Source organism: Sphingobacteriales bacterium, assembly GCA_012517435.1.
Lineage (GTDB): Bacteria > Bacteroidota > Bacteroidia > CAILMK01 > JAAYUY01 > JAAYUY01.
The window spans coordinates 21,450-46,604 of sequence record JAAYUY010000076.1 but is presented as its reverse complement, the minus strand read 5'-3'; the positions used below and the strand labels follow the sequence as shown (position 1 = coordinate 46,604).

6 protein-coding genes (1 of these 6 cut by a window edge) are annotated in these 25,155 nt (G+C 40.7%); 2 read left to right on the top strand and 4 right to left on the bottom strand.

Annotated elements, in window-relative coordinates:
* Positions 1-8,607 carry a PKD domain-containing protein gene (locus tag GX437_04345; GenBank protein NLJ06886.1) on the top strand — a complete coding sequence of 2,869 codons (8,607 nt, stop codon included), beginning with the start codon at positions 1-3 and terminating at the stop codon, positions 8,605-8,607.
* A gap of 50 nt (positions 8,608-8,657) precedes the next feature.
* Here the strand turns inward: GX437_04345 and GX437_04340 are convergent, their stop codons facing one another.
* The 4 genes from GX437_04340 to trkA all read right to left on the bottom strand — a co-directional run bounded on the left by GX437_04340 (position 8,658) and on the right by trkA (position 13,971).
* Positions 8,658-9,347: a hypothetical protein gene (locus GX437_04340; GenBank protein ID NLJ06885.1), complete on the bottom strand. Its 690-nt coding sequence runs from the start codon at positions 9,345-9,347 to the stop codon at positions 8,658-8,660.
* 3 nt (positions 9,348-9,350) lie between these two features.
* Positions 9,351-11,108 carry a hypothetical protein gene (locus GX437_04335; protein NLJ06884.1) on the bottom strand — a complete coding sequence of 586 codons (1,758 nt, stop codon included), beginning with the start codon at positions 11,106-11,108 and terminating at the stop codon, positions 9,351-9,353.
* A gap of 64 nt (positions 11,109-11,172) precedes the next feature.
* Positions 11,173-12,558 carry a TrkH family potassium uptake protein gene (locus GX437_04330; protein ID NLJ06883.1) on the bottom strand — a complete coding sequence of 462 codons (1,386 nt, stop codon included), beginning with the start codon at positions 12,556-12,558 and terminating at the stop codon, positions 11,173-11,175.
* A 69-nt stretch (positions 12,559-12,627) separates the two neighbouring features.
* Positions 12,628-13,971, bottom strand: a complete 1,344-nt coding sequence (trkA, locus tag GX437_04325) for a Trk system potassium transporter TrkA (protein ID NLJ06882.1) — start codon at positions 13,969-13,971, stop codon at positions 12,628-12,630.
* A 536-nt stretch (positions 13,972-14,507) separates the two neighbouring features.
* Between trkA and GX437_04320 the strand changes: the two genes are divergently transcribed.
* Positions 14,508-25,155: the 5' end (the start) of a PKD domain-containing protein gene (locus tag GX437_04320; GenBank protein ID NLJ06881.1), read on the top strand. It continues 17,570 nt past the right edge of the window; 10,648 of the gene's 28,218 nt are visible here — the first part of the coding sequence; the start codon lies at positions 14,508-14,510; the stop codon falls past the right edge of the window.

Genomic DNA, 25,155 nt, shown 5'->3' with positions numbered 1-25,155 from the left:
ATGAAAGGATTAACTAAAATGTATAAAGAAGCTCAATACAATTGTTTGATGAAGTATCTTCTTTTAACAATATTCCTCCTGGCGGGCTCCATGAGTCTTAAGGCACAGCCGGTTATAAAATCTGTTATACCTGATTATTCCCATAACAGTGCTATTATTGTATGGGCAGCGGATACCCCGTGTCAGGCATACCGGATCAGATATAAAGTAAACTCGGGTAATTTTTCCAATTGGGACAGCACAGTAGCCTCAAATCTGACCAGTAAATGGTACAATTTTAATTTTTCGGAAGGAGATACCATTACTTTTAACATGGGTGTAAAAAAAGCAGGCGTGTGGAGCGCTTCGAGCACAAAGTTTACTTATGTTAAGAGATACTGGCCTGTATTGAATCAGGCTAAAACCGGTCCCAGCCGTAATCTGATGCATAATTTTAACCAACCCATCATGGCAGGCGGGGATAAATATTTTCATGAAGGAGTCGATATTAACGGGGACTATAATTACAAGACAGAAACCGTTATTGCCTCATTCAGCGGACAGATTGTTTCATTTGGACAGGGAGAGACCGGAAAATATATCAATGTCCAGGTTTTTATTAACGGGGTAAATCAATATTACCAGTACAACCACATGAAAAACCTCAGGCCATACCTGACCGTTGGAACTTCCATAAAGGCTGGAGATACCATTGGTGAAATAGTGGATAGTTTCTGGAATACCCAGTGTTATCATATTCATTTTCACCGCTGGTTAAATGGTGTTACCATGCTGGCAGGTACAAGGCATGCTTTACAAATGTATTTATCGAATGAAGACAAAGATCCCGGGAACAATAAACCTGTTACCCTGAATACCAATGATGATAATAAGTATTTTAAATTTCTGCTCGACAGCAACTGGACCAATACTACTGTTGACACTGTAGCCTACAACAGAGTGGATATTCAATGGGAGCTGCTGGACCGTATGAGCACCAACGGATTTTATCAAAATCCACACAAGGTGGGGTATTATATCAGGAAAAAGGTGGGCAACAACTGGGTGGATACTGTTCGTTCGGCTGCTTCTCCTTATTTGTTATTTAAGTGTGATGAATTTTTAAGCGATAGTTTCAATAAAACATCAAATTCGCTTTTAAATGCAATGATTATTCCCTGGGATTCATACCGTTCAAAACCACCGGTAACGCCCGATCCTGACTATGATTTCTGGCAATGGTTTACATGGCTGTTAACCAATACCTCCGGTTTCAATGGTTCAAAAACAAACCTTGATGATAGCAGGTCGTGGGCGACCAATGCCCGTAATACGGAAACATGGTCGAACGGTGCAGGGCCCACAGGCAATAAAGCCCGCAGTCCGGGAGAATGGGAATTCCCTGACGGGGTTTATAAAGTTTATGCAGTGGTTGGTGACCTGATACATGATACTTTTTTTACCAAAAATGTAATGGTGCAAAACTTCAGGCCAATGGTCAGAGAAGTGGAGGTGTATGCAGACAATAATAAGGTTTATCATGCACGGTGGAACTGGTCGTCTGCCAATAACCGGTATGAATATCAGTTGATTAGGGATACAGTGGCTGTTTGTAACAAACCGGTGAGAGTAGTCATTTACCTCACTGAGCCCATGAAAAGTGTCAAACTCGAAGTGCCTTCCCTGAGTTATTCCGAAGAAAAGAATACCGCCACCGATACCCTGACCAAATGGGAATTTACCATTCCGGTGGATAAGGTAGCCGGTCATACTTACAAAAAGCATAAACTTTTTATTACGGGAAAAGACCTTTACAATCAGGATATTTTTGGATTTCAGAATCAGGCAAATCTGTCGGGGAACAATATTCCTAAGCTGAACAGCAATGGAACATGGACACCAAGTACCCCTTCACAGAGCGATAAAGCACATTATTTCAATTTTGACTCATTGACCTATGTCGGCATTACCAAGCAGGATATAAAATGTCACGGTGATGTTTCAGGCGTGGTTAAAGCCATACCACATTCGGGAGAACTGCCATATTCTGCATATTTGTGGAATTATGGAGGAGCACGGACACAGACCCTTGCTCCGGTACCGGCAGGATATTACAAGGTAATGGCACAGGATGCCAGAGGGTGTAAAGGGTATGCTGATACGACAGTGGAAGAACCCCTGCCAATAAATGTAAATATTCTCGGAGGCCCGGCTGTGATTCCTTTCTGTGTGCAGGATGGAAACCCAACGGTTACCCTGACGGCAGTTGCTTCAGGTGGAACTGCCCCTTATACCTATAGCTGGCCGAATCAGACCCTGGTGGTCAGTGCCACAGGTATTTACCGTTGTGATGTGGTGGATGACAATGGTTGTAAAGCTTCAGGAGCTACCTTTGTCTGGTTTATTCCCATCCTTTGTTCACGCGACCCCAACGATATTACAGGCCCTGAAGGCTTTGGCCCTGAACATTTCGTCAGTAAATCAGACCCGCTTTATTACAATGTCCGTTTTGAAAACGATCCTAAATTTGCTTCCGCACCTGCCCAGAGAGTGATAGTAACGCTTCCCTTCGATCCCAAAATGGATATGTACACTTTCCGGCTGAAAGACTTTGGCTTCGGGGATTTTACCTTTCAGGCTCCTGCTAATAAAACAAGCTATGCCACCCGGATTGATGTGAAAGATTCTCTGGGCGTTTATGTCGATTTTATTGCTGGTATTGACCCGACAAAAGGAGAAGCTTTCTGGATTTTTGAATCCATCGGGCCTGATAATGGTCTTCCGCCAAGCGATCCCTCCAAAGGTTTTTTGCCCGTCAACGACAGCATTACCCATAGAGGAGAAGGATTTGTCAGCTTTTATATTTTCCCGAAAACAACCGTAAAAACAAGTGATACCGTTAAGGCTCAGGCCAAAATTGTATTCGATATTCACAGCCCGATCTATACCAATACATGGGCCAATGTGTTTGATGCCGGAGCACCCGACAGTAAGGTGGACAGCCTGCCTCCTTCAGTCGATACGGCTTCAGTGGTGGTTACATGGAAAGGTTCTGACGACAACAAAGGTTCAGGTGTCAAAACCTATGATCTGTACGTTTCTGAAAACAGCTCAAATTTCTCACTGTATAAAAAAGATATTGCCGATACTTTTACCATATTTTCGGGTGAATATGGCAATGAATACAGGTTTTATACAAGGGCAAAAGACAATGTGGGAAATAAGGAAGCAGCCAAAACTACAGGAGAGGCAACCATCAAAATAAAGCCTTTCCAGATGATTGTAAAACCAGATAGCTTATCAGCTTATTGTAAAGGTACCGACATAACAATAGCCTGGCGAAAAGTGGAAGTACCATTAATTAATATTAAATATACAGCCGACAGTGGCAGAACTTATGTCCCTATTGCCAATGGCATCGATATAACCGATTCAACTTACACCTGGGAAATGCCTGATAGTATTGTGAGTGGAAAATACTACAGAATATTGATCACCAATGCGTTGAATGATGCAGGCCTGAGTTTCAGCGATTATTTCCCGATTCTCAACCTGCCTGTTGCAAATGCAGGAAATGATAAAACTATTTGTTCCGGTAAGAGTGTTACTATCGGGGGATCACCCACTGCCAGCGGAACCAAAGCTCCCTATATCTATTCATGGCGGCCTTACACTACGCTTAATGACGATTCTGCCAGCAATCCGGTAGCTTCTCCCACCACCACCACCGCTTATCAACTTGTGGTGAAGGATTCCTTTGGCTGTGTGAATACGGATAGTGTCATGGTTACGGTCAATCCGACTCCGGTAGTTTCATTTTCAGCACCTGTTACCGGAAATTGTCTGTATGGCAACACTTTCAACTTTTACAATACTTCAACCTTAAGCAGTGGAAATTATACCCGCCTGTGGCGTTTTGGTGATGGCACTACTGCTACTGCTGATACAGCCACCCATTCCTATACCACCCATGGTAATTTCAATGTGTGGCTCATTGCTACTTCCGATGCTTCCTGCTCCGATTCGAGCTATAAAACCATTAACGTTTATCCCATGCCTCAGCCCGGTTTTACCATCAATGATACCGGGCAATGCTTATCAGGCAATAACTTTGTGATGACCGATACCAGCAAAATAGCCTCAGGAAGCATGAGTTATCTCTGGCGTTTCGACAATTCAGCCACTTCGAACAGCCAGCATCCGTCAACATCTTTTACTTCAAAAGGTATTCATTATATCCGTCAGATTATTACTTCCGACAAAGGCTGTATGGATTCGGTCACAAAAACAGTTTCTGTCTTTGAAATGCCTGTTGCTTCCTTCACCATTGACAACGACAGCCAATGCCTGAGCGGAAATTCGTTTAAGTTTACCAACAATTCTTCAATCGGTAGCGGAACTTTGACATATCTCTGGAATTTCGGAAACGGAGACACTTCGACCTCTGTAAGTCCTTCAAAATCTTATAGCTCGGCCAACACTTATTCCGTCAAGCTGAAAGCCATCAGCAATGAAGCCTGTATTGATTCGGTAACTGAAAATATCCGTGTATTTCCGCAGCCTGCTGTTCAGTTCAGTGTCAACACTGCCGAGCAATGCCTGACAGGAAATAATTTCAGTTTTACAAATTCATCGACCATCAGTTCCGGAAATATAACCTATCGTTGGGATTTTGGGGATAACACTACTTCCACCCAACAGCATCCTTCACATAGCTATGCAACAGCAGATTCTTTCATAGTGAAGCTTGTTGTTACTTCTGATTTTGGTTGTAAGGACAGCCTGACAAAAACAGTCTATGTCAGGGCAAATCCATCTGTTTCTTTTGCCATCAACAATACAGAGCAATGTAAAAATGGGAACAGTTTCAGCTTTACCAATCAATCCGGCATAGGCAGCGGAACACTGACTTATTTATGGAACTTCGGAGACAACAGCACCTCCGCACAAACTTCACCACAGCATAGCTATGCCGCTGCAGGCACTTATCAGGTAAAGCTGATAGCCACCTCGAACTATGGCTGTAAAGACTCGCTGACCAAAACGGTTACCGTCCATCCGAGTCCGGTGGCTTCGTTTAGCGTAAATGCTGATTCACAATGTTTTACGAACAATAATTTTGTGTTTACAAACACTTCCTCCATCAGTTCAGGAACGTTTACAAATCTCTGGGATTTCGGAGACAACAGCAGCTCCACGCAGACCAGCCCCAGTCACTCGTATGCCGGTTTTGGTTCTTATACGGTGAAACTATTGCTTATCTCCGACAAGGGTTGCAAGGATTCTACAACCAAAACGCTGAATGTCAGGGCAAATCCATCTGTTTCTTTTGCCATCAACAATACAGAGCAATGTAAAAATGGGAACAGTTTCAGCTTTACCAATCAATCCAACATCGGCAGCGGAACACTGACTTATTTATGGAACTTCGGAGACAACAGCACCTCAGCACAAACTTCACCACAGCATAGCTATACCGCTGCAGGCACTTATCAGGTGAAGCTGATAGCCACCTCGAACTATGGCTGTAAGGACTCGCTGACCAAAACGGTTACCGTCCATCCGAGTCCGGTGGCTTCGTTTGGTGTAAATGCTGATTCACAATGTTTTACGAACAATAATTTTGTGTTTACAAACACTTCCTCCATCAGTTCAGGAACTTTTGCAAATCTCTGGGATTTCGGAGACAACAGCAGCTCCACGCAGACCAGCCCCAGTCACTCGTATGCCGGTTTTGGTTCTTATACGGTGAAACTATTGCTTATCTCCGACAAGGGTTGCAAGGACTCTACAACCAAAACGCTGAATGTCAGGGCAAATCCATCAGTTGCCTTTGCCATCAACAATACAGAGCAATGTAAAAATGGGAACAGTTTCAGCTTTACCAATCAATCCGGCATAGGCAGCGGAACACTGACTTATTTATGGAACTTCGGAGACAACAGCACCTCAGCCCAAACTTCGCCACAGCATAGCTATACCGCTGCAGGCACTTATCAGGTGAAACTGATAGCCACCTCGAACTATGGCTGTAAGGATTCGCTGACCAAAACGGTTACCGTCCATCCGAGTCCGGTGGCCAACTTCAGCATCAACAATGATGTTCAATGTCTGGCAGGTAATCAGTTCAGTTTTACCAACAACTCAACGGTGAGCAGCGGAACACTCAGCCAGTTTTGGTCATTTGGCGACAACAGCACCGGCACCTTGCCGAATCCTTCAAAACAGTACACTTCCTATGGCTCTTTTGATGTCAAACTATTGGTCATAACTGATAAAAACTGTCCTGATAGCCTGATAAAAACAGTAACCGTCAATCCCAATCCGATTGTCTCATTCAAGGTGAACGACACTGACCAGTGTTTTAACGGAAATAATTTTGTAATGACCAATCAGACCACGCTGGCACAAGGCCTTTCTACTTACAAATGGTATTTCGGTGACGGGTCAACATCTGTTCAAACCCATGATTCTCACACTTATTCTGCAGCCGACACTTTTTCTGTCAGGCTGGTGGCTATTTCAGACAAAAACTGTGGAGACTCTGCCATCCGGACCGTTTATGTCTATCCTTCTCCAACAAGTACCTTTACAATTAATGACACAGACCAGTGTCAGAAAGGCAATCAGTTTGACTTTACCAATCAGTCAGCATTGGCTTACGGAAATCTGAGCTATCAATGGAAGTTTGGTGATAATACTACTTCCGTTCAGACCAATCCTCAGCATTCATATACGGCTTATGGTAATTATCTGGTCGAACTGACTGCAGTTTCTGATAAAAACTGTACAGATGTTTCATCAGCAACAGTATATGTTTACGAAATGCCTTCCGTAAAATTTGCAATAAACGATACAGACCAGTGTCTGACAGGGAATCAGTTTGTTTTCACCAATCAATCTTCGCTGAATACCGGAAATATGGTATTCTCATGGGATTTTGGCGACAGCAACATTTCATCAGCCACCCATCCCGTTTATCAGTATAACAGGGACGGAATATTTACAGTAAAACTAATAGCCATTTCCATTCAGAATTGTGCCGATACCTTTGTTAGTCAGACATATATCTGGCCAAGCCCGCAGTTGGATTTCGTGATCAACGACAGTATGCAATGCTTTAAACACAATCATTTTGTATTTACCAACCAGTCGAAAATCAATTCCGGCAGTATGACCTATTTATGGGATTTCAGAGATGCCTATACTTCAACTTCAACCAACACAAGCCACATTTACCTGAATGCAGATACCTTTTCGGTAAAACTGACGGCAACTTCAAATCTTGGCTGTACAGATTCGCTGATTAAAGAAGTCTATGTGTTCCCGTCTCCTCAGCTCTCATTCTCGGTGAACAGCGACAGCCAGTGTTTCAGTAATAACCTGTTTGTTTTCAGTAATTCATCTTACATTCAAAGCGGAAACATGAAGTTTATCTGGTCTTTCGGTGACGGAGATACTTCCACAGCTGTCAATACAAGCCATTTTTATCAAATGGCAGGGAATTATCATGTATGGCTGATGGCAGAAAGTAATCTTGGATGTTCCGATACTGTCATGAAATATGTGGTGGTAGTTAAAATGCCTGTTGCCGGCTTCAATGTAGATGACAACGAGCAATGTTTCAGGGATAATAAGTTTAAATTCAGCAACCTGAGTTCAGTCATCGGAGACACTCTCCGGTTTACCTGGTATTTTGCCGGAGAAAATACTTCGGATCCGAAATATGTGTCTCATGTAAAAAATCCTGTATTTAGTTATGACACTACCGGATATTTTGCAGTAAAACTAAAGGCTGTATCAGGATTTGGCTGTGCCGATTCCGCTTATCGTGATGTGTTTATCTGGAAAATGCCGGTTGCCGGATTTGACACAAAAAACAGCTGTGCGGGCGATACGGTCAGGTTTACGGATCAATCGGTTGTGGATAGTCCGGCATATATCAGCGCATGGAACTGGGATTTTGGCGACCAGCATCAGTCGGTAAGCCAGCATCCTGAACATATTTACGATACGGCAGGATTTTATACCATCAGCCTCGAAGCGGTAAGCAATGAGGGATGTGCAGATACAGCGTATAAAACCATTGAAATATATCCTTTGCCCGAAGCTAAATTTACCATTGTTTACGGCAGCAACGGAGAGGCTACCTTTTTGGCAGGTGGCGACACCCTGAACACCTTCTACTGGAGCTTTGGCGATAATGATACTTCCTCAGGGCATAAAGTGGTTCATAAATACAATGCCAACGGAAAATACCCCGTCATTATGCTGGTGATTTCAAATAATGGTTGTTACAACTATGTGATTGATACGGCAGTAATTACAAATTGTCTGAGTGAAGAAGAGCTTTATCAGGCACGTTTTAAAATGCTGGTATATCCTAATCCGTTTAAACAATCCACCAATATACGTTTCGACCTTAACAGCTTTTCAAATGTAAAGCTGGGTGTTTACGATGCTTATGGTAAAGAAGTCGAAGTGCTGGTCAATACTGCCTTACCGGCAGGGCGTTATGAATATGCTTTCGGTGATGAAGGCCTGGCAGGCGGGATCTATTTCATCCGACTGAATGTTAACAACAAAATCTGGGTTGAACGGGTATTTAAAATACAGCAGGGATATTAGGTAAACCTAAGATAATCAGTAAATAGCAAGGATCAGGCGAAAAAGTTATTTCAGAATTTATGCTTTAACATCTGAGCCATATTTTTCTCATTAGCCAGAAAGGCAAGTATATGATTTTTTTCAAGTATTACTTTTTCAAAACCAATAACCTGCATTTCAGAGGAAATGAGACCTTCATTATCCTCAGAATGCTTTTTCAGTCCGATGATATTAATTCCATATTTGTTTCTGACATCAAGTTCTATAATTGTCTGGCCGACAAATGATTCAGGGACATCCATTTCACAAAGAAAAATTCCCGGAGAAATTTCCTCAATTAAATAAAATTCTTTGTAAAGCAGTTTAAGAGCGACCCGTTTACCTTCCTCACGTTCAGGGAAGAGAGTAATAGTGTTTTTCATCTGATTCAGAATTTCTTCATGAATAATCCGGGTAGCACGAGTATAAATTTTTTTGACACCAATTCTGGTCAGAATTCCAACCGTAACGATATTATCTTCAAAAGATTCGCCCATAGAAAGGACGACAATATCGTCAGGAGAGACAAATTTTTCAAGTGAAAAGCCGTCTGTTGAGTCGAGTTGGACGACAAATGGAAAACCATCGCGTTTGAGTTGTGCGACAGTATCTGCATTTTTATCGATAATAATAAGCTCAGCATTGTACTCTTTCAGGGTATAGGCTATTTCCTGGCCAAAAGCACCCATGCCAATTAAAACGTATTTTTGTGTTTTGCTCATATATTAACCAATCATTAAACTTGTTTCAGGAAATTTATATGCATTTGATCCCAATTCATCTGTAACAGCAATGGCCAGTGAGTAAAGGCCAACCCTGCCTAAATACATCACACACACCAAGACGATTTTGCTAAAATCTGTCAGAAAAGGGGTGATACCCCTACTCAACCCAACGGTTCCAAAAGCACTGACTGTTTCGAATAAAATGTCAAAAAAGTCTTTTTTTTCAACAGATGAAATCAGCAATACAGCAATAAAAATTAAAGAAATGGAGGCAAAAAAAACAATAAAAGCCTTCCTGACAAGGGTCATAGGAATAGTATTCCAGCCGGAAGTTACTCGTTCTTTTCCACGGGAAAAGGAGAAAAATGCTAATATTACCGTATAAAATGTAGTGATTTTTATACCTCCAGCAGTACCATTGGGTGATGCCCCTATAAACATCAGCAAAATGATAATCAACGCTGATGGTATAGCCATTTTAGAAACAGGGTAACAGCTGAATCCTGCTGTTCTGCTGGTAACACTGTTGAATAATGAATAAATGATTTGTTGTCCGACCGGAAGATTTTTCCATTCCGGGTATTGAAAAAACCAGATTAAAACGGCTCCTGTAATAATAAGAATGCCTGTTCCTGATAAAATGATTCGTGTTTGTAGCCTAAGCCCTTTTGGCCGGATGTTAAAATGTTCTTTATGCTCAAATTTGAATATATCACTGATGGTATAAAAGCCAATTCCTCCAAGAATAATAAGAATCATAGCTGTAATTAGGGTAGGATAACTGGTTGAGAGAAAATTTTCTTCAAAACCATTAGGGAAAACGGAAAAGCCTGCATTACAATAAGCACTGACTGCGTGAAAAACAGCATGAAATAAGCGTCGCCCTGAAGAAAGATGAAGATACTGCCATGAAAAGAAAAATGATATGGCACCAAAAGTCTCTATAATTAAAGTGACACCAATGATAATTTTAAGTATGTTTTCTATAAAACTGATATTTTCATCTGAAAACATGTATTGGAGTAATAATTGGTCTTTCAATTTAAATCCCCTTCTGAAAAACAAAGCGATAAAAGTTGTAAGAGTAATAATACTAAGCCCACCAGCCTGAATTAAAAGCATTAAGATTATTTGCCCTTTAAAAGTCAGAGCATAAGCAATATTGATGGTTGAAAGGCCTGTTACACAAACTGCTGAAGTAGCGGTAAACAAAGCATCCGGCCAGCTAAGATGATAATTTGAACAAGCTGGCAGTTTTAAAAGCAATGTCCCTGTCAGTATTAAAATACCGAAGGAAAAAAACAGAACCTTTGATGGATTAGCAGAGACAAAAAGCCAGTTTTCTCTAAGTTTAACGATAATAATCAATGAATTTAGGAGTAGATAGGCATTTAAAAATACGATCAGAGCCGTTTCGATATTCAGATTTGAAGATATAAATCCGAGGTCCTGAATCAAAATGCTTACATTCGAAAACGAAACCATTAAAACAATTAATCCGAGTATATGAAAAGCAAATTTCAGCGGATTTTCCCTGAGTATTCTCAACAGTAACAATCTTTCAGAAATCAGTTCACCGATGAAGTTGAGCAGGTAAACAATGGCTGCAATCTGGTAAAAGGTATGGATATTTTTCTGGCCGTACAGGGATGAAGGGTATCCAAAATCATATAACTGCGTGGTTATTACAATCAGAGAAAAAACAATATTGAATTTTAAAAGAAAATTCCTGAAGCCCGAGCCTGAAAAATACTTCATTATTTTGCAAAAAGTAGCATTTTAATTTCGAATCAAAATTGAGAATTAAATCAGATATGCAAATTTATTTTTTCCAGAAGGCTTTACTGAAAATAATCAGGACGGTAAACAATTCAAGACGTCCGACCAACATGTCGAAAGAAAGAAGCCATTTGGATTCGATGTTTAAATGGGCGTAGTTTTCTACAGGTCCTACATGGCCGATACCCGGGCCTACATTTCCGAGTGTTGCAGCGACAGATCCCATTGAGGTTTCAATATCGCTGCCAAAAGCTACCATCAGGAGAGAAGAGACGATAAAGATAATCACATATAAAAAGAAAAAGGCAAGGACATGCGAAATGGTATCTTTTGAAACGCTTTGCTGGTTATATCTGACAGGTAGAACGGCTCGCGGATGGACAAGTCTTTTAAATTCGAGAGAGGCATTTCTTATCAACAAAAGATGGCGGATACACTTGACAGAGCCGCCCGTGGAGCCTGATGAACCACCGATAAACATTAAAATAAACACAAGCATCATCCCGAAAATACCCCAGTTTTCATAGTTACAATTGACAAAGCCAGTAGTAGTGATGATGGAAACGACCGTAAACAAAGCATTTCTGAAAGATTCCTCCACTCCGTGGTGTTGCAATACGGCCAGAACTACAACAATGACAAAGGCCGATAAAAGAATAAAGGTGGAGTAAAATTTGAATTCATCGTCCTTAAACAGTTTTTTAACATCACCTTTGATGACAGCGAGATAGGAAAGGGTAAAATTTATTCCGGCAATAAACATAAAGACAATAAATACATACTGAATATAGGGAGAAAATGCAGCAGCGCTGGCATTTCGGGTAGAGAAGCCACCGGTAGCCATGGTGGCAAAAGAATGGCATAATGATTCGTGGAGGTTCATGCCGCCAAGGACAAGAAGAATGGTTTCAGCTAAGGTGAAAAGGGCATAAAGTCCCCAAAGTCTTTTGGCTGTTTCGGTAATCCGGGGATGGAGTTTATCTTTTGAAATACCCGGTACTTCAGCGGCAAAAAGCTGAAACCCGCCAACTCCCAGAAAGGGCATGATGGCTACAGTCAGTACAATAATACCCATTCCCCCGATCCAGTGAGTCATGGCACGCCAGAATAGTATTCCTTTGGGAATCTTTTCAATATCTGTCAGAATAGAGGCTCCTGTGGTGGTAAAGCCCGACATGGTTTCAAAAAAAGCATCAGTAAAGTCGGGAATGGCTCCGCTGAGGATGTATGGCAGTGTGCCAAACAAGGAAATAATAATCCAGCCAAGGCTGACAATCAGGTAGCCTTCTCTTTTGGTGGCATTGTATTCAGTTTTTCTGGTAACAAAAAACAAAAAGATACCGCATGAAAAGGTGATCAGCGAAGAAAGGGCAATGGCTTTGAAATCACTGTACCCGTAATAGGCTGAAAAGCTTAATGAAGTAGCCATCAGTATGCTTTCCAGTATAAGAATCCGGCTTAAAAGATTGATAATCAGGCGAGATTTTAACATGACTGATTATATTGAAAAAAACTGTTCGACTTTATGAATGACAGAAGGAACAGAAAAGACCACCACATGGTCGCCTTCCTGAAGTTGAGTATCGCCTTTCACAATATAGCTTTCCCCATTTCGGATATAGCCGCCTAAAATGGCATTTTCAGGGAAATTCAGCTCACTGACCTTTTTGGAAGTAATGCGAGAACCTTTTTTAACGATAAACTCAAAAACATCGGCCTCCACACTGTTCAGACATTTGGAGGCAACCACCTCGGCTTCAAGCGTATAGCGGTGAATATGGCTGGCAGCAATCAGTTTTTTGTTGATGATGGTATCTACCCCAATATCATGAGAAATCTCAATAAATTCGGTATCTTCAATCAGGGCAATGGTTTTTTTGGCACCGTTGCGTTTGGCAAGCAGGCAGAAAAATATATTGGCTTCCGTATTTTCCGTAACCGATATAAAAGCATCCATTTCTTCCAGACCCTCATCTTTCAGGGTGTTCAGCTCATGACCGTCTGCATTAATAATTAATGTATGTTTGAGTTCTCCGGCTAATTTCTGGCAAATATCAGCTCTTTTTTCAATCAGCTTGACATGATAATCCTGCTCGAGTTCCCTGGCAGCCAGAATACCTACTTCAGAAGCCCCAATGAGCATAATATTGCGAATGTGGAAATTTTTCGATCCGCTTATTTTAAGCAATTTATCAATTTTTTCCTTTTTGGTAACCACAAAAACCTCATCACCCGGGATGAAAACATCTTTTCCGGAAGGCATGATGGTTTTATTGTTACGCTGAATAGCCACGGCACGGTAGTCGATGGTAGGGTCTTTTTCAATAATTTCACGAAGGGTTTTTCCTTTTACTTCAGCATCCTCTTCAATCCTTAACTGCATCAGAATCAACTTGTCATTACAAAAGGATACGATTTCGGTGGCAGCACTTTGCCTGATCAGGGCAACTATTTCATTGGCGGCTATGAGCTCGGGAAATATCATGGTGTCAACGCCAAATGACTGATACATCTCTTGTTCAGATTTTTCCAGATATTCGAGGTTGTTGATGCGGGCGATGGTGGTTTTGGCTCCTGATTTTTTCCCTAAAATGCAGGTCAGAAAGTTAGCATCCTGTTCGTTGGTAACTGCAATTAAAAGATCACAATCAGGAATATTGGCTTCTTTCTGAACCGATATCAGCGAAGATGAGCCGCAATAAGTCAAAATATCCAGATGGGCGGATGCTATGCGTAACCTCTCCTCGTTTTTATCAATAAGTGTAACATTATGATCATTTTCTACCAGCATTTTTGCCAGATATAAACCTACAGCCCCTGCTCCGGAAATTACTATATTCATCTTTAAATGAAATTTTACCAGACAACAAAGCTAACAATTCTCCTATGATTGTAAATTTTTTTATCTCCTCAATATTTTATCTGACCTTGCCGGGAATTTTTGTCTGAAAAATTACTCCGGAATTTATAAAATATTGAAATTCAAATCGTTAAATTAGTTTGATTTTTTTTAGAAAAATAAAAAAAATTTTTTTTCACAATTGTTGATAACGTATTAATATTGCGTATTAAAACAATGCTGGAATGTAATTAAGTGAAGTGATTTTTAAAATAGAATGCCTATAAGACAAACGATACACCTCCGATAAAAGACGCGCTCTACCTCCCGGTAGTATTTTAAAACTCACTTCACTTTGACTTGGGAAAAAAGTTGAAGAAAATGAAAAAAGAAAGGATGTCAGGTCACATCCAAGGTTTGATAGCTCGCTGGAGTAAATTTTACTCCTGTGGGAAAATAGTTCCCAATCACTTCAGTCATCAGGTGTTTCCGGTAAAAGGAACACCATTTTCATTTGTAAAATTTTTAAATTCAAGTATATGAAAAGAGCCGTATTGAATTTCATTGTATTTATTGCAGTTACAGTACTGTTTTCAGTAACGGAAAGCCGGGGCCAGGCCCTGACCGGAACGAAGACCATCGGAGGCACCAGCCCTGATTATGCCACTTTTACAGCAGCCATATCCGACCTGAATAGCAAAGGTGTTGGTACGGGTGGTGTTACCTTTGTCGTGCGAGACGGAACCTATAATGAAGCGATTACCCTTCGGGATGTAACAGGAGCTTCTGCATCCAATATGATTACTTTTGTCAGTCAGAGCATGGACAGTACAAAGGTAACTTTGACCGATTCGAGTACCACTGCTACCGTTCAATTTACACCTTCTACAGGTAATGTTCAGTATTACCGGTTTAAATGGATAAAAATCGTAAATACCAGTACAGGGACCGGGAATGCCGTAAGGTTTAATCCAAGTAGTACGTATGGTACCAATTATATCAAAATTGAAAACTGTATTCTTCAAAGAGCTACAACCACTACCTCCGGAGCAAATTACGGAGTAGTATCAATTGGAGCTACTGTCAGTTCAAGTGGTAAATTTCAGGGAAATGCTTTTAAATACAATGTAGTCAATAATGGTTATTCTGGTTTTTATTTATATTATGCGAGCTCTACTTCATACAATGCATCCTATGATTCATTAATAGGAAACAAGATAGGTGGTTTTTATTATTATGGAATTTATCATTATTATCCTTTTTACTACTCTGTAATTACGGGTAATAATATTAGCTATACCGGTGCAACTACTACAAGGTATGGTATATATGTCTATTATTCCTATTATGCCATTATTTCCAACAATACTGTCAATATAACAAGTTCATCAACATTATATGGAATTTATGGCTCCAGCAATTATTATTCAACTATTACCGGCAATAATGTTAATGTAACCTCCTCTTCTACGACTTATGGTATGTATTTATCAAGTACTTACAACGGACCACAGATTCAAAATAATATCGTAGAAGTTTCTGCAGGAGGTACCGGCACGCAATACGGGATATATGTTTCGAGTGCTACTGGCACAAACGGCAGCCTAACCACCAATATTTCAGGTAATAAAATTTATTGTAAAGGAGCAACTACTGGTACAAGTTATAGTTTATATTTATCAAGCTGCTATGGTACTGCATCGGCAAGGAACAAGGTGTATAATAACTTTGTTGCCACAGCCAACGGTACAGGTTCAACCATATACAGTGTTTATTTGACTTCCTGCGGTTACACAGATTTCATGTTTAACAGTGTGAACAATACCTGTTCAGGCTCTTCAGCAACTTCGTGTGCGGCAGTTTATATACCTACCTCTACCAGTTCAAGTTATCTGGATATAAGATTTTTAAATAACAATATTTCAAAATCAGGTACCGGTTATGCTATGATTGTTTCCAGTTCTTATGCTTCTACCAATATTACTTCCTGCGATTACAATAATTTTTACTATACCGGCAGTGCACAGATGGGTTATCTGAACAGTGTAACAAAAAGCACCCTTGCAACATGGAAAAACAACTTTAATAACAATGATGCCAATTCAATAAACGTAAATCCTTCCTTTACGAGTACCAGCGATCTGCATACTTCCAATACTTCATTGAAAATAGTTCAGTCTTTATATGGAATTACTACGGATATAGACGGAAATTGCCGTGCCTTGCCTGCTTTTGCCGGTGCAGACGACAATCCTTCGGCTCATGCCATGAATTATGCAACAGGATTTCACAGCAATCTTGGGGTGGTAGTGCCTAATTCGGTTAAAAACGAAGTATTAGGCGTGAAGATAATTACCACAGGCTGTTCAAATCCGCTTATCCTCAAGCGGCTGGCATTTACCTCCAGCGGAACAACTTCGCTGAGCGATGTGGAAAATGCAAGGGTTTACTATACAGGAAACGATTCTACCTTTTCAACCACTACTCAGTTTGGTTCAACACTGAATACGATAACCAACACCTTTTCTGTCAGCGGTTCGCAGGCATTGCTCGCAGGAACCAATTATTTCTGGCTGGCTTATGATGTGGTAACTGCAGCAAGCCTCGGGGATTATATTGACGGGACCATTGATACCATCATCATTGATTCGTCAGGAACTATTCTGACAAAATATCCTGTGGTATCGAATCCGACAGGAGAAAGGCTGATTACAGAGCCCATGAACGGAACCTATACCATAGACCCAAATACCACCGGACCGCGCAATTATACTTCTGTAACAGCAGCCATTAACGATCTGAACGGCAGAGGTGTGAATGCAGCCGTTGTGTTTGAAATTTATGACGGGACATACAACGGATACTACACCATCAATAATATTCCGGGAGCTTCGACCTCCAATACTATTCTCTTCAGGTCATACTCAGGCGACAGTTCAAAGGTCATTTTAAGCAATAATGCCACGGCTACAGACAACTATGTCCTGAAACTTAACGGATGCAGCCATATTACCTTCAAACAGATTACCTTTCAGAATACCTCCACCGGCCGGGGCAGGGTGATTGAGTTTGCCTCCAAAGCAGATAGTCTGGTGTTTCAAAGTTGCCGTTTTCTGGCTAATCAAACCACTACTGCTTCTACCGATTGGGCCATCTGGTATCTGTATTCCACGGCAGCCTCTTCCAATTCCGGGTCAATCACCTCTAAATACTGCATTTTTGATGGTGCCACCTACGCTGTTTACTTTTATGGTTATAGCAGCAGTTATTGCCAGTATAATACCTTTGACAGCAATGTGGTTAAAAATCAGTATCAGTATGGTTTTTACATGTATTATCAAAATTATGCGAAAATCAGATACAATCGTATTACTTCCTCCAGTTCAACAACCTATTATGGGATTTATTTCAACAATTCCGGTTGCCAGAATGCTGAGGTTATCGGGAATAACATTAACCTGACAACTTCCTCTACCGCCTATGGTTTTTATGGTACTAATTTTAATACTGGAAATAAAGTAAACAATAATTACATCTATAATGGCGGAAGCGGAACCAAATATGGGATTTATTACAACTCAGCATATACCAATAACCAGACCAATGGAAATGAAATAATCATAGAAGGGACAAGCACTCAGTATGGTATTTATGCTTCCAGTTATTATGACAATAGCGGTTCGACCATAAATGAAATTGTAAAGAATAAAATAACGCTGAAAGGAAACAATTCCACCAATACCAATTATGGTATTTACAGAAGTGGATCCAACTCATCAACCAAGAAATCATTAATTGCGAATAATTTTGTTTCTCAAGCCATTGGAACGGGCTCTACCTATATGATTTATGATGCCGGAACTTATTCGGAAATATATTACAACAGTGTAAATATTACGGGAGTAACGAGCAGTAGTTATGGTTTGTACCTCACATCCTCATCGGCATATCATGACGTAAAAAACAACTGTGTGTCGAATACCGGAGGCGGTTATGCCATGTATTACTCATCCAGCACGACAGTAAATACGAGTAATTACAATAATTTTTACGCTACAGGCACCAATCTGGGGTACTACAATGGAACCAGTTACGGGACTCTTTCTTCATGGAATTCCGGAACCTCGCTGGATGCAAACTCAAAATCAGTCAATCCATATTATTTCACCACCTATGATCTCCACACGGTGAACAGCAATCTGAATGCATCGGGTACACCGGTTACTTCGGTATCAGATGATATTGACGGAGAAAGCCGTCATGCTTCCACACCGGATATCGGAGCCGATGAATTCACGCCTTATGCCAATGATGCAGGGGTAACAGACATTTTAAAACCCTCTTCCTCCGATCCTTCCTGCCCGGGTACCGACTCTGTAAAAGTAAGGATTTACAATTATGGTACCTCAACATTGACCTCTGTGGATGTCAAGTTTAAGAAAAACTACAATGGTACGGTTACTACTTACAGCCTGAGCTCAATTTCAGTACCTTCGTACAATACGCTGGATGTTACAGTTGGTGTGCTTACTCTTACAAAAGGAGACAGTGTATATGCATGGACAGAAAATCCAAACAGTGCCTCTGACGGAAATACATCCAATGACCTGAAAAAAGTTAAAGCTACATTGAGTTTGACAGGTACTTATACCATTGGAGGTACTTCACCGGATTATGCTACTTTTACAGAAGCCGTCAGTGATTTGAATGCAGGTGGCGTGTGTGGTCCTGTTGTGTTCTATGTCAGGTCGGGCACCTACAACGAGCAGTTTGCCTTTACTAATATTATCGGAGCTTCACCAACCAATACCATAACTTTCCGCCCTGATCCGGCCAACAGCACTACTCCTGTAATTTATTATGCAGGAACTTCAAGCTTTCCTTATGTGATCATGTTCAATGGGGCAAATTATATTACCGTAAAGAAACTGAAAATAATAAATAATTCTGTAACTGGTTATGCAAATGTTGTAAAATTTCAGGGGAACAACAAATACATTACCCTCGACAGCAATATCTTTCAGGGACTTTATTCCACCAGTACCGGAAGCAATTATGCGGTTATCTATGACCTTTCAGGTTCCGGGAACAATACAGAATATACCAACATTACCAATAATACCATTAAATATGGATCTTATGGTATTTATCTGTATGGAAACAGTACCTCTCAAAGTACGTATGAATACCTGAACAATATATCCGGTAACCTGATTGACTCTTTCTATCAGGAAGGATTGTGGTTATATTACAACAGAAAAACCACGATTAATAAAAATATTGTCAGAGGCGGGCCATCTGCTACTACGTTGTATGGTCTGGATTTATATTACTGTGATACCCTGGTGAGTGTTCAGCAAAATCAGATAATTCACACCCGGACTTCATCAAATACTTCTTATGGTGTTTATATGTATTATTGCCGAACAGATTTAGCAAACACCCATACGGTAGCCAACAACTTTGTTTCAATTAACGGTGGCACCGGAACAGCTTACGGTTTTTATGTTTATTACACCAACTATGTCAATTTCTACCACAATTCTGTGGTAAATTATGCCGGACCATCTTCTACTTCCAATGTCTGTATGTATTTCTCTACACCAATTACCAACAATACCATAAAACTGAGGAATAATCTTCTTGTCAACAAATCATCGGGTTATTGCATTTATACGGCATCTACCGCCACATTTACCAGCAGCAACTATAATGACTTCTATACAAATGGAACCATTCTCGGAAACTGGGGAGGTACCAACTGCAACACCCTGAGCAACTGGCAATCCACCTCCCTGCAGGATGCCAATTCAATGAGTGTTGACCCGCAGTTCCCATGGGTCAACAGTCCTATGCATTTCAGCAATGCCATGAATTTCGGGGAAACCGGACTTGGAATTACCACAGATATCTATGATACTGTGAGGGTTACACCTACAGTTGGGGCTTATGAATACAAAACACCTTCCTATGATGCCGGTATTTCAGCCATCGTGTCTCCATCTGTTCCTTTCTGCGGTTCTTCCGTTATTGTTACCCTTAACAACTATGGTTTACAGACATTAACCCATGATACCATTTTCTGGTCGGTAAACGGAACTGCACAAACTCCTTATGTATGGAGTGGTACACTGGCTTCCGGAAACAGCACAAATGTTACCATCGGAACTTATTCATTTACCGTCTCACAAACCTACACCGTCAAGGCTTGGGTAGGCAAGGTCATCAACAACACTCAGACAGACCCGAATATTTATAATGATACTGCTACTGCTGTTGTAACTATTGCCCAGTTAGGGATGAGCGGCATTTATACCATCGGAGGGTCAAGCCCCGATTATGCTACCTTTAATGATGCCATTACAGATCTCACCAACAAGGGTGTTTGCGGCCCGACTATTTTTTATGTCAGAGAAGGAACTTACAATACTCAGATTACCATTCCGCAAATCAACGGTGCTTCGCTTACCAATTATATTGTCTTCCAGCCTGACCCGGCCAATACCAATCCGGTTATTATTAACTATTCAGCTACAGGAACAGGCGATAACTGGGTACTTCGCTTTTATGAAGCAGATTATGTAACATGGAAAGGAATGAAACTCTATGCATTGGGGACAACCTACGCAAATGTAGTTGTATTCCAGGGACTGACAAATTATAATACCGTTGAAAGCTGCTATTTATACGGATATATTGGTTCAACTACATCAACATCACAGGCAGTTGTTTATCACAATACTTCTACTGCCAATAAGGCAAATTACAATAAAATCAAGAATAATGTGATTAAATATGGCTCTTATAGTATTTATACCTATGGAGTCAGTTCGTCTGATATGGAAGAAGCCAATGAAATTACCGGCAACCTGATTGACTCCTTCTATTATTATGGGTTATATAATTATTATCAGAGCAACCTGAAAATCAATAAAAACACAATAAGAGGAATGGGGGCATACAGCACTGAATATGGAATTTATGCTTATTATTGTTACAATGCACTGGAAATTACCCAAAATAACGTACAGGTCAGGTCCACCAGCACGAATTATGGGATGTATATCATCCAGGGCATCGGGACACTATCATCCCCCGGTCTGATTGCCAATAACTTCATATCACATACCGGCACAAGTACAGGGTCAAACTATGGTATTTACTCATCTGGTTGTACATGGCACAAATATTACCACAACAGCATAAACATTGTGGTTGGCTCAGCAGGAACAACAGGTAACACCTGTATGTATTTATCAGGAAGTACTAATTCCAACAATATCGTAAAAAACAATATTTTATACAATGGCAACAGCATTTGCATGTATCTGAGCCCGATAGATTATGTATCAGCAAGCGATTATAACTGTTTCTATGCAACCTTTATCGGATATGCCAATTCCACATTTTACAATACCATTTCGCAATGGAGAGCCGGAACGCTGCAGGATGCCCATTCCATTGTTGAGGTTCCGGGTTTCTATAGCAATACCGATCTCCGACACAACAACAATAACCTGAATGTAGGTGTTGGCGGACTGGGTATAACAGTTGATATTTTTGATTCTGCAAGAATTGCTCCTACCATCGGAGCCTATGAAAAACCATCAAGTGGTTATGATCTGAGTGTGACACAACTGCTGTCACCTGTCAAACCAATCTGTTCAACTTCGCAGACAGTTAAGGTGGTAATAAAGAATCTGGGAACTTACAACATTACCAGCGACACCATTCGCTGGGAAGTGAACGGAGTAAGCCAGACACCGGTGGCATGGACCGGACTACTGATACCGGGAGATACAGAACAGGTGGTACTTGGAACATACAATATCAATACAGGAAGCAGTTATACTTTCAAAGTATATCATTCTTACATCAATGGAACCATAGCAGATATTAATCCCGGTAACGATACCCTGAACGTTACCGGCATACAGCGGGGAATGAGTGGAAATTATACCATAGGCGGAACTTCTCCGGACTATCCGACCTTTACAGCTGCAGTAAATGCCCTGATAGCCAATGGTGTGTGCGGGCCTGTGGTATTCAATGCCAGAAATGGCACCTATACCGAACAGTTCAGCATTCCAGCCATTTCAGGAGCCTCTGCTACCAATACCATCACCTTCCAGTCGGAAGCCCTCGACAGTTCCAAGGTAACTATTTATTATGACGCTACCACACAATACGGGCAGTACATTGTACAACTTTTCAATACCAGCCATATTATTCTTCGCTATTTGACCATCTGGAACAACTCCACAAGCGGATACAACAGAGTCATAGATATTGCCAACGGAACAGATTCAATATATATTCTGAACAACCGCCTGGTAGGTGTTTCCACGACAAGCAGCGGAACAGGCTATGCTGTCATTTATTCAGACGGCTCAATGGCCAATTACAGGGTTCAGAATGTTACCATCCGTTACAACAGAATTGAAAACGGTTCCGCAAGTATTTACCTGAATGGTTATACCAATGCCTCACTGAATCTTTATACATGGAACAATGTAATTGAATACAATGTTTGCAAAGACTTTTACTATTATGGCATTTATGCTTACAACCAGAGAGGAATAAAAATTAATAACAATATTTTGCAGTCCCCCTCTGCGGCTGCTTATTATCCCATTTATACATATTATTTTTATTACGGATGCCAGGTGAATAATAACACTATTACCACAACAGGAACAACCTCAACGGGATACGGTATTTATTCATATTATTCCTATTTTGGTAATCAGTTTAACAACAATACCATATCCATCAGCGGAACTTATTATCAATATGGCATCAGTTTGTACTATCCCTACAGCGGGAATCAGGTAAACAAAAACGACATCACCCTGACTTATACAGGAACAACAACTGCTTATTATCAATATGGTATTTATCTGCAAAGCATGGATTCTGCTTACGGTTCACAAAAGAGTACCGTACTGAAAAACAATGTCAGGTTGATAGGAAATAGCAGTTATTATATATATCAATACGGTTTATATTATATTTCAGGATGGGGAAACAGCATGACGTACAAAAACCTGATAGCCAATAACTTTATCAGTCTGACCAATAATCCTTCTGGTTATGCTTATGCTGTATATTTTTCATCCCCGGGCTATACTGATTTTGTACACAATACCATACATGTCGCATCATCATCATCATCATATTATGCATTTTATGTAACCGGTGTTCAGGTTACCAATAGTGTGGATGTGGTAAACAACAATTTTGTGAATACTGCAGCGGGATATTGTGCTTATTACAGCACCAATACTGCAATCAGATGGATGAACAATAACAACTATTATACAACTGGAACCTACCTGGGTTATTGGGGAGGAGCCAGAACAGACCTTGCTGCATGGAAAACAGCCACAGCCAAAGATTCAAGTGCAGTAAACTACAATCCAAATTTTGTCTCTTCCACCAATCTTCATGCGTCAAATACCAACATGAATAATAAAGGAGTAGGTTTGTCATGGTTAGTTGCAGACGACATCGACAATGAAAGCAGAAATGCTTCAACTCCTGATCCGGGTGCTGATGAATATAATGTAGCCACACTGGATGCAGGTATTTCAGCCATTGTCAGCCCCTCATCGGCAGTTTGTCCGGGAAGTGTTACCCCAACTGTCAGAATCAAAAACTACGGAACAGCTACCATTGATTCCGTGTGGGTAAAATACAAAGTGAATTACAACGGTACTGTTACATCAGTTAAAGTTGTTACCACTATTCTTTCGAATGGCTATTACGATTATGCATTTGCAGGAAGTATCAACATGAATTACGGAGATACCCTGTATGCATGGACAGAAGACCCCAACAACAGCACGGATAACAATACTTCCAATGATCTGTACAAGAACAGAATATTGCAGAAACTTAGCGGCACACTGACCATCGGTGGCGTCAGCCCGACCTTCTCCTCCTTCACCGAAGCAGTAACTGCACTTCAGACTTATGGAGTATGCGGGCCGGTAACCTTCCTGGTCAGGCAGGGAACCTATAATGAGCAAATTACAATACCAGCCATTTCAGGTATTTCTTCATCCAATACAGTTACCTTCCGTTCTGATTACAGCAACTCCCAGATGCCGGTACTTACCTATGCCGGAACAGGAAGCACCAACTGGATTGTCAGGTTCAATGCAACCAGTTATATTACGTTCAAGAAGATTAAATTTATCAATACAAGCACCATTTACGGAACTGTATTTAATTTTACCGGTGCTAATGAATATCTCACCCTCGACAGCAACTGGATAGAAGGTACCGGAAATGCTGCATCAGGAAACTGGGCTTCTACCAATCTGGCATTGCTGTATGGAACATCAGGCAATCAGTTACACCGTTCCAATATCACCAACAATACGATGAAATATGGATCCTATGGCGTTTACCTGATGGGTAATTCCACCTCTGATCCTGAAAGGACAAATAATTTCACCGGTAACACCCTGGATTCATTCTACTATATGGGGATGTATTTCTATTACCATTGCTACCTGACTTTGGATAAAAACACCCTGAGGAGCCGTGGCGTTTACAGTACGGAATATGGACTTTACCTTTATTATTGCGATACATCCCTTGCCATTACCGGTAACAATATCATGTTACGCTCGACCCAGACAAACTATGGCATATATATGAATTATTGCCGTTCAAATTCAACAAAGGCTATTCCGGTTAACAATAACTTTGTATCCATCACAGGAGGGACTACCAGTACCACTTATGGTATTTATTTATATTACAGTAGTTACAACAAATTATATCACAACTCGGTTAACCTGCTGGCCGGTCAGGCAAACTCGTCTGCTTCAGCCTGTTATTATCTGTATGGAAGCAGCAGTCAATACAATGAATTTGTTAATAACATTGGTGTTCATAAAAATCAGGGGTTAGCTTTGTATCTGTATCCCGACAACTATCTTTCAGCCTGTGATTACAATGATTATTATACCAATGGTAACTATTTCATTTATTCAGGGACTTATGGCTATCAGTCTTCTTTAAGCCAGTGGATTCTCAATTCCCCATGGGATGATCATTCAAAGGATCTTGATCCGTCATTTTATTCAAATACCGATTTAAGGCATTATAGTTCAACCATGAATTTTGGCGTTACAGGGACGGGTGTTACTACCGATATATTCGGAACCACAAGGA